Origin of the sequence: Protofrankia sp. CiP1_Cm_nod1 (genome assembly GCF_920888515.1) — a bacterium.
Lineage (GTDB): Bacteria > Actinomycetota > Actinomycetes > Frankiales > Frankiaceae > Protofrankia.
In genome coordinates this window covers 1-8,747 of the sequence record NZ_CAKKTM010000282.1, presented here as the reverse complement: position 1 = coordinate 8,747, position 8,747 = coordinate 1, and the positions used below count along the sequence as shown (strand labels likewise).

At 73.6% G+C, this 8,747-nt stretch carries 9 protein-coding genes; 8 read left to right on the top strand and 1 reads right to left on the bottom strand.

All coding sequences use genetic code 11. The annotated features are described in order from the left end of the window. Positions 1-101 precede the first annotated feature (101 nt). From NBX02_RS12770 to NBX02_RS12745, 6 genes are all read left to right on the top strand, one after another. Positions 102-1,154, top strand: a complete 1,053-nt coding sequence (locus NBX02_RS12770; protein WP_445548403.1) for a phosphatidylinositol mannoside acyltransferase — start codon at positions 102-104, stop codon at positions 1,152-1,154. Then, positions 1,151-2,284 carry a glycosyltransferase family 4 protein gene (locus tag NBX02_RS12765; protein ID WP_250283902.1) on the top strand — a complete coding sequence of 378 codons (1,134 nt, stop codon included), beginning with the start codon at positions 1,151-1,153 and terminating at the stop codon, positions 2,282-2,284. The genes NBX02_RS12770 and NBX02_RS12765 overlap by 4 nt, the downstream gene beginning before the upstream one ends. Before the next feature lie 146 nt (positions 2,285-2,430). Beyond that, the gene (locus NBX02_RS12760; RefSeq protein WP_250283900.1) at positions 2,431-3,120 is read left to right on the top strand and encodes a hypothetical protein; all 690 of its coding nucleotides are present in this window, start codon (positions 2,431-2,433) and stop codon (positions 3,118-3,120) included. 208 nt (positions 3,121-3,328) lie between these two features. Next, complete coding sequence (gene pdxS, locus NBX02_RS12755) at positions 3,329-4,345, top strand: pyridoxal 5'-phosphate synthase lyase subunit PdxS (RefSeq protein ID WP_445548402.1); 1,017 nt, start codon at positions 3,329-3,331, stop codon at positions 4,343-4,345. Positions 4,346-4,431: 86 nt separating this feature from the next. Beyond that, a complete protein-coding gene (pdxT, locus tag NBX02_RS12750) occupies positions 4,432-5,046 on the top strand; it encodes a pyridoxal 5'-phosphate synthase glutaminase subunit PdxT (RefSeq protein ID WP_250291493.1) in 615 nt (204 codons plus the stop codon). A 98-nt stretch (positions 5,047-5,144) separates the two neighbouring features. Next, entirely contained in the window at positions 5,145-5,900 is a 756-nt protein-coding gene (locus NBX02_RS12745) for a YebC/PmpR family DNA-binding transcriptional regulator (protein ID WP_250283896.1), read from the top strand. 189 nt (positions 5,901-6,089) lie between these two features. Here the strand turns inward: NBX02_RS12745 and NBX02_RS12740 are convergent, their stop codons facing one another. Beyond that, positions 6,090-7,094 carry an alpha/beta hydrolase gene (locus NBX02_RS12740; RefSeq protein ID WP_250283894.1) on the bottom strand — a complete coding sequence of 335 codons (1,005 nt, stop codon included), beginning with the start codon at positions 7,092-7,094 and terminating at the stop codon, positions 6,090-6,092. A 474-nt stretch (positions 7,095-7,568) separates the two neighbouring features. On the opposite strand from NBX02_RS12740, the gene ruvC reads away from it, so the two are divergent. Both ruvC and ruvA read left to right on the top strand, forming a co-directional pair. After that, on the top strand, positions 7,569-8,105 hold the full coding sequence (gene ruvC, locus NBX02_RS12735; protein ID WP_250283892.1) for a crossover junction endodeoxyribonuclease RuvC: 537 nt from the start codon (positions 7,569-7,571) through the stop codon (positions 8,103-8,105). Next, positions 8,102-8,747: Holliday junction branch migration protein RuvA (gene ruvA, locus NBX02_RS12730; protein ID WP_250291491.1), on the top strand; the 646-nt coding region annotated here is incomplete at its 3' end. The genes ruvC and ruvA, both read left to right, overlap by 4 nt.

Below are 8,747 nucleotides of genomic sequence, written 5' to 3'. Positions count from 1 at the left end.
CACCGGCGCCGACGCCACACCGGCCGGGCCCACCGCCGGCCCGCGGGCCCGCTGACGGCGCGTACCGGGTGTCCCGCGCGCGAATGACCAGGATTTGGCTGGTGACGTGGTTGGGAGCCGAGCCCTGGGTGTCCCGCGCGCGGATGACCGGTCTGGCGTACGCGGCGGGCTGGCGGGTGGTCCGGCTGCTGCCCGAGCGGGTGGCGGCTGTGGCGTTCACGGTGGTGGCCGACGTCGCCGTCCGGCGGGGTGGCCGCGGCGCGCGCCGGCTGCGCGCCAACCTGGCCCGTGTCGCCCCGCCCGGCACCGATCTCGACCGGCTCACCCGGGCGGCCATGCGTTCCTACGCGCGTTACTGGCTGGAGGTCTTCCGCCTCCAGGACATCTCCCGCGAGCGGATCATCGGGGGAATGCGCATGCTGGACGAGCCACGTCTGCGCGACGCCATCGCCAGCGGCCGCGGGACCGTCATCGCGTTACCGCACATGGGCAACTGGGAGCATGCCGGCGCCTGGCTGGCCGCCACCGGTGAGCCGTTCACGACCGTGGCCGAACGCCTCCGGCCGGCGTCGCTGTTCGACCGGTTCGTCCGGTTCCGTTCGGCGCTCGGCATGGAGGTCATCCCGCTGACCGGGGGTGAGCGGCCCCCCTTCGGCCTGCTGGCCGACCGCCTCGGCGCGGGTGGCACGATCTGCCTGCTGGCCGACCGCGACATCTCCGCGGACGGCGTGCCGGTGGTGTTCTTCGGCGCGACGGCCACCATGCCGCCGGGGCCGGCCGCCCTGGCGTTACGGACCGGCGCGACCCTGCTGCCGGCCACGCTCTGGTTCGACCGGGACGGCTGGGGGGTGCGCATCCACCCGGCGGTGCCGCACACCGACGTGGCGCGGATGACCCAGGCGCTGGCCGACGCGTTCGCCGAGGGCATCGCCGCCCATCCCGCGGACTGGCACATGCTCCAGCGCATCTGGCGGGACGAGCCACCGGCCACGCCACCGCAGACACCACCGCAGACACCGACGCAGACACCGACGCAGACACCGACGCAGACAGCGACGGAGGCTGCGGCACCGACGGAGCCGGAGCTACCGCAGCCGCGGTCGGAGCCAGCGCCGCGGTCGGAGCCCGAGCCAGGGCCGGGGCCGAGAACATGAAGATCGGCCTTGCCTGCCCCTACACCTGGGACGTTCCCGGCGGGGTCCAGGTCCACGTGCGTGATCTCGCAGAGGCCCTGGTCGCCCTCGGGCACGAGGTATCGGTGATCACACCGGTGGGCGGCGACAGCGCGCTTCCGCCGTACGGGGTGGACGCCGGCCACGCCGTGCCGGTGCCCTACAACGGCTCGGTCGCCCGGCTGCTGATGGGGCCGGTGTCCGCGGCGCGGGTACGCCGGTGGCTGCGCGAGCACGACTTCGACGTCCTGCACGTGCACGAACCGACGGCGCCGAGCGTCAGCCTGCTCGCCTGCATGCTCGCCGACGGCCCGATCGTCGCCACGTTCCACACGTCCAACCCGCGCTCGAAGATCCTCACGGCCGCGCACGGGGCGCTGCAGCCGTCCATGGAGAAGGTCCGGGCCCGCATCGCGGTGTCCGAGGCGGCCCGCCGCACGATCGTCGAGCATCTCGGCGTGGACGCGATCCTCATCCCCAACGGCGTGTCGGTGCCCACCTTCGCACGGGCGGCCCCGCTGCCCGAACCGGTCTCGAACGGCTCCACGGTCGTCTTCCTCGGACGCATCGACGAGCCGCGCAAGGGCCTGGACGTGCTGCTCGCGGCCCTGCCGACGCTGGTGGAGCGCCGCGCCGACGCCAGGCTGCTGGTCGCCGGCCCCGGCGACGGGGAGGCGGTGCTCGAGCGGGTCGAGCCGGCCCTGCGCGGCCGCGTCCACCTGCTCGGGCTCGTCTCCGACGCGGACAAGCCCCGGGTGTTCCGCTCGGGGGAGGTCTACTGCGCGCCCAACACGGGGCAGGAGAGCTTCGGCATCGTCCTGCTGGAGGCGATGGCCGCGGGCGTTCCGGTGGTGGCCAGCGACATCGACGCCTTCCGCCGGGTCCTGGACGACGGCCAGGCCGGCCGGCTGTTCCCGGTCGCCGACGCGGCCGCCCTCGCCCACACCCTCGCCGACCTGCTGGCCGATCCCGCACGGCGCGGGCGGCTGGCCGAGCGGGGCCGGGCGGTGGTGGCCGCCTACGACTGGACGGTGATCGCGAAGCGGATCGTCGGGGTCTACGAGATGGTTGCCGGGGACAGGCCGGTGTCGCTGGCGGCGAACAGCGTCTGACGTGTCCTGGCGCCGGTCGCGCCCGGCGCTCCGCCATGCGGTGTGAGGAGATTCCACCATGCGGTGTGAGGAGATTCATGCCCGCGGTGTGAGGAGATTCATGCCCGCTGGCGCTCTCCTACCCCACGTTCACTACGCTGCGCGAGGTGACTCTCGTCGTTGTTACGGTCGTGGTTGTGGTGGCGGTAGCCACCTATCTGACCTGGCTGGCCAGCCGGCTGGACCGCCTGGCAGTCCGGGTGGACGACGCCCGGGCAGGCCTGATCAGCCAGCTGGCGCTGCGCGTGGAGGTGGCCGGGGAACTGTCCCGGCGGTGCGAGCTGGCGGAGCTGGGCGAGGCGGTGGAGCGGGCCCGGGCCGCGCAGGCGGGGCCCGCGGCGGGCGGCCCGCTGGGCAACGACACCGAGGAGGCGGAGAACAGCCTCAGCCGGGCCCTGCGCTCCCCGGCGGTCACGGCGACGGCGGACCGGGCGCCGGACGCCCTGCACGCGGTGGACGTCGCCGCCGCCCGGGTCGCGCTCGCCCGTCAGCTGCACAACGACGCCGTACGCGACGTGCGGGCGCTGCGGGCCAGACGGGTCGTGCGGGCGCTGCGGCTGTCCGGCCGCGGGCCGCTGCCCACCTATTTCGAGATCGACGACGCGCTTCCGATGCGTGGTGACACCGGGGGCAGGAACGGCCACGCCGACGCCGACGGCCGTGACGGCGACGGCAGGCATGACACCGCACGTGACAGCGCTGTGCATGACAGGACCGCGCATGACAGGACCGCGCGCGACAGCGACAGGCATGGCGGCAGTACATATGATAACGATATGTCCAGGTTCGCACCGTAAATTCTTCGCTATTGTCGATCGTAATCGCCATCCCGTCCGGTACGGCCTTCCGGTCGTAGGATGGGATGTCTTCCGTCCGGGCTGACTGCCGCGTGTCCGACGTGGCTGCGCTCGTGGAAGCCGTGGTTTGTCGGCGTCCGGCCCAGTTGGGATGTTCGCCGCGGACCGATGCCTGCGCCGGTCCCGTCTGCGTACAGAGAGGCATGCCATGTCCGAGGGCCTGACCGCTGCCGAGCCCGCTTCGCGGGGCCACGGACCGGACCACGGATCCGTGCCCACGGCCACGCTGCCCGGCCCGCCCGTCCCAGCCGGTGCGGGCAGCGTGGCCGGTGCGGGAGGTGGCGCCCACCTGGGCACGGCCCGGGTCAAGCGGGGCATGGCGGAGATGCTCAAGGGCGGCGTGATCATGGATGTGGTCACGGCCGAGCAGGCCCGGATCGCCGAGGACGCCGGCGCCGTCGCCGTGATGGCCCTGGAACGGGTGCCCGCCGACATCCGCGCCCAGGGCGGGGTCGCCCGGATGAGCGACCCGGAGATGATCGAATCGATCATCGAGGCGGTGTCGATCCCGGTGATGGCCAAGGCGCGCATCGGCCACTTCGTCGAGGCCCAGGTGCTCCAGGAGCTGGGGGTCGACTACGTCGACGAGTCCGAGGTCCTCACCCCGGCCGACCCGCACCACCACATCGACAAGTGGCGGTTCACCGTCCCGTTCGTGTGCGGCGCGACCAACCTGGGGGAGGCGCTGCGCCGGATCGGCGAGGGCGCGGCCATGATCCGCTCGAAGGGCGAGGCGGGCACCGGCGAGGTTTCCAACGCGGTCGTGCACATGCGCACGATCCGGGCGGAGATCGCGCGGCTGTCCGCGCTGCCGCCCGACGAGCTCTTCGCCGCGGCCAAGGAGCTGCGCGCTCCCTACGAGCTGGTCGCCGAGGTCGCGCGGCTCGGCGCGCTGCCGGTCGTGCTGTTCACCGCCGGTGGCATCGCCACGCCCGCGGACGCCGCCCTGATGATGCAGCTGGGGGCGGACGGTGTGTTCGTCGGCTCGGGCATCTTCAAGTCCGGTGACCCGGCGCGGCGCGCCCGGGCGATCGTCGAGGCCACCACCATGTACGCCCACGCGGGCGTCATCGCGAAGGTCTCCCGCGGCCTCGGCGAGGCCATGGTCGGCATCAACGTCAGCGATCTTGCGCCCGCGGACCGCTTCGCCGACCGCGGATGGTGAGCTGTCCCGAGGCGCACTGGCCCCAGACCGCCTCGGAGCGCGAGGCCGCGCCGGCACAGGTCAGGCCGGCACGCGGCGCGGCGCGGCTGGGCGTGCTGGCGCTGCAGGGCGACGTCCGCGAGCATTCCCGGGCGCTGGCCGCGCTCGGCGTCCAGGTCGTCGAGGTGCGCCGGCCGTCCGATCTGGACACTCTGGACGGGCTGGTGCTGCCCGGCGGCGAGTCCACCACGATCGGCCGGCTGCTGCGGGTGTTCGAGCTGCTGGAGCCGCTGCGGGACGCGATCGCGGCCGGGCTGCCGGTGTTCGGGTCGTGCGCGGGCATGATCCTGCTGGCCGGGGACGTCCTGGACGGCAGGCCCGGCCAGCCGCTGCTGGGCGGGCTGGACGTGGTCGTGCGGCGCAACGCCTTCGGCCGCCAGGTCGACTCGTTCGAGGCGGAGATCGACATCGCCGGTGTCGCCGGCGGCCCGGTCCGGGCGGTCTTCATCCGGGCGCCCTGGGTGGAGAAGATCGGGGACGAGGTCGAGGTGCTCGGTAGGGTCGGTGACAGGATTGTGGCCGTCCGCCAGGCGGGCGTGCTGGCGACCGCGTTCCATCCGGAGCTCACCGGCGACGGGCGGATACACGAACTGTTCGTCGGCATGGTGGAAGGCGCGCGGGGCAGACGGGCCGCACGGGGCACACCCGCGCACGAGGCCTAGCCGCACAGGGCACGGCTCCACAGGGGCACGGGGCGCGGGGCACAGCTGTACGGGGCACAGATGGCAGGCAGGAGCAGGGACAGGGTGAGGGGCACGGCATGAGCGGTCACTCCAAGTGGGCGACCACCAAGCACAAGAAGGCCGTCATCGACGCGCGCCGCGGCAAGCTGTTCGCGAAGCTGATCAAGACGGTCGAGGTGGCGGCCAAGACCGGCGGCGGGGATCCGGCCGGGAACCCGACGCTCGCGGACGCCATCGCCAAGGCGAAGTCGCAGTCGGTACCGAACGACAACATCGACCGCGCCGTGAAGCGGGGATCGGGCGAGCTCGCCGGCGGGGCCAGCTACGAGGAGATCACCTACGAGGCGTACGCGCCGAACGGGGTGGCCGTGCTGGTCGAGTGCCTGACCGACAACCGCAACCGGGCCGCCTCGGACGTGCGGGTGGCCATCACCCGCAACGGCGGCAGCGTCGCCGATCCAGGGTCGGTGTCCTACCTGTTCAACCGCAAGGGCGTCGTCCTGGTCACGAAGACCCCTGACCTCGGTGAGGACGACGTCCTGGCCGCGGTGCTCGACGCCGGCGCGGAGGAGGTCAACGACCTCGGTGACACCTTCGAGGTCGTCTCGGAGGCCACGGACCTCAACGCGGTGCGCGTCGGGGCCACCGGCGCGGGGCTCACGGTGGCCTCGGCGGACCTGTCCTGGCTGCCCAGCGTCAGCGTGCCGCTGGACGAGGAGGCGGCGCGCAAGGTCCTCAAGCTCGTCGAGGCACTCGAGGACCTCGACGACGTCCAGAATGTCTGGTTCAACGCCGACATCTCCGATGAAATCATGGAGCTGGTCTCGGCCTGAACGGCTCCCCGGCGGCGCCGGTGCCACCGCGATTCCGAGACCTCCGACATCGCCGTTCGTGCCGATATCGTCACAGTATGGGCATAGACCGTTCCGGAATACGTGCCGTCATGGAGTATGTTGTGACGGATTGTATCGCTCTGGGGTACTTGTTGTTACGGGGGTGTGTTGTTGCGGGGGTAGGCGTGGTCAGTCCGTGTCCCGGTCGCGGATGCACTCCTCGGCGAAGGACAGCGCCCGCAGGTGGTAGGAGCGGGCCGCCCACCCCAGGCTGATGTTGTGGCCCGCGCCGCGCTGCCGGACCAGCTCGAAGTGCGGCGCGGCGCTGAACGCGGCCCGCAGCTCGGCATCCATCGCCTCGTCAAGATCCCACCAGGCCTCGTGGTCGGCGAGCGTCCAGCGGACCGGCACCCGCACCCGCGGGCCCAGCAGAGGCAGCCACCGCGGCCACTTCGCGGCATCGGATGCCTCGCCGGCCGGCACGGGGGCTGTCGGTACCGTCCCCAGGACGAACGTGCCGGGCGGGTACAGGTGCTCCGGCCCCCAGAACAGCCTGCGGGCCGCGAGGGCATGCTCCCGGTGGATCTCGGCGGCGCTGCTGTCGGCGGCGATCCGCGACGGCCACAGGCCGTCACGGTATCGGGCTCCCACCCCGGAGACGTCGAGCCCGAGCAGACGCTCGCCGCGTTCGTCCGCGGCGAGCGACACCGACAGCATCGTGCCGAACGAGTGGCCGATCAGGAACAGGCCCGCCCCCACGGCATGGGACGCGGTGAACGCCTCCAGCGCCCGCCAGGTGATGGCGGTCTGCCCGGCCAGCCGCTGGTGGGGCAGGCCGAGCCCCGCCGACGCTCCGTAGCCGGGGCGGTCCAGCGCCAGCACGCTGAATCCCAGGGCCGTGCCGATGGCCAGCAGGGACAGGTCCGGGTGCGTCCGGCCGTGGAAGTAGGATGCGCGCATCCCCCCGCCGGGCAGGCCGACGACGAGAGCCCGCGGCTGGCCGTCGGGCTCGGCCAGCAGCCCGGACAGTTCCACGTCACCGGCGTCGAGGCGGACGTGACGTGGCTGGCCCGGCGGATCCGCGCGTGGCGCCCGCCCGTCGCCGTGTCCGGCCGCCGGCCCGGCTGGCTGCGCCGGCACGGCTGGCTGCGCCAGCACGGCCGGCTCGGTGCCGGCGGCGGGATCGGAGCCCATGCGTGGACCTCATTTCCCGGTTTCCCGGCGTCTCCCGGTGCTTGTCGGCAGGATTTCCCGTTGGCCCGGCGGGGCGTCGGCGATCTCCACGGGGCACCGCCGGTCATCTCACCATATGCTGATCCGCACCGGGCCGATGGCCGCGGGTGGCGTTGCGGACAGCCGGTTGACGCCGGCCGCCGGCGGTGGGTGATGGCCGGGCCGCTGCCCGGCCGGCGGTGGGTGTTTGTCGGGTCGGCGTCTGGGTAGGCGTGTCGCTGCGCTCGAACAGGCGTTCAGGCATGCCACAATCGTGGCGAACCGCCGGGAGGGCCGGTTCCCCGGCCCGCTGGCGGGCCGAGGGCTGCGTGATCACGGTTGTCTCCCCGGGTTGTCGTCCCGGGCTGGCAGCCGGCCGCTGCGGGCCGTCCGGCGGTCACGATGCCCGGCGGACGGTCGGGACGACGGTCGACGAGCTGGTCGTGGAGGGTGCCGGTGCTGGTGCTGGGGGTCGATCCGGGGCTTACCCGCTGCGGTCTCGGGGTTGTCGAGGGCGGGCCGGGCCGGCGGGCGTCGCTGGTCGAGGTCGGTGTGCTGCGCACGCCCGCCGCCGACGACGTCGCCGCCCGGCTGTGGGCGCTCGAACGCGGCTTCGGTGAGTGGATGGACCGGCACCGCCCCGACGCGGTCGCTGTCGAGCGGGTGTTCAGCCAGGCCAACGTCCGGACGGTCATGGGTACCGCGCAGGCCGGGGCGGTGGCGATCGTCAGCGCGGCCCGCCGTGGCCTGCCGGTCGCGCTGTACACCCCCAGCGAGGTGAAGGCCGCGGTGAGCGGGAGCGGCCGGGCGGACAAGGCCCAGGTCACCTTCATGGTCAGCCGCCTGCTGGGGCTGTCCGACCCGCCGCGGCCGGCCGACGCCGCCGACGCCCTGGCTCTTGCGCTGTGCCACCTGTCGCGGGGGCCGGCGCTCGCCCGGATGCAGGCCGCAGTCAGGCAGGCTTCCGCGGCCGCCAGCGGGAGCCGCAGATGATCGCGTCCGTGGCCGGGACGGTTGCCGCCCTGTCGCCCGACGCCGCCGTCGTCGAGGTGGGCGGGGTCGGGCTGCTCGTCCAGTGCACCCCCACGACCCTGGCCGGGCTGCGGGTCGGGCAGCAGGCACGACTGGTCACCACCCTGGTCGTCCGGGAGACCGAGCTGACGCTCTACGGCTTCGTCGACGCCAACGAGCGTGACGTCTTCGAGACCCTGCAGAGCGCCTCCGGGGTCGGCCCCCGGCTCGCCCAGGCCGTGCTCGGCGTCCACAGCCCGGACAGCGTCCGCCGTGCGGTCGCGGCGGAGGATCTCGCGGCGCTGACGAAGGTGCCCGGCATCGGCCGCAAGGGCGCGCAGCGCATCGTCCTCGACCTCAAGGACCGGCTCGGCCCGCCCACGCCGATGCCGTCCGCGGGAGATGACGGTGTGGGTGGGGGCGGGGGCACCGGCGGCGGTGCCACGCCGGCCGCGGGTACGGGTGTCGCCGCCGCCGAGCAGGTCCGTCTTGCGCTGCTCGGGCTCGGTTACACCGCGCGGGAGGCCGACGACGCGCTGGCCGCCGCGCTGGCCGACCCCCTGGCCGCCAGCGCGGCCGATGCGCTGGCCACGGTGCCGGCCGGCAACGGCCGCGGTGGTGCCG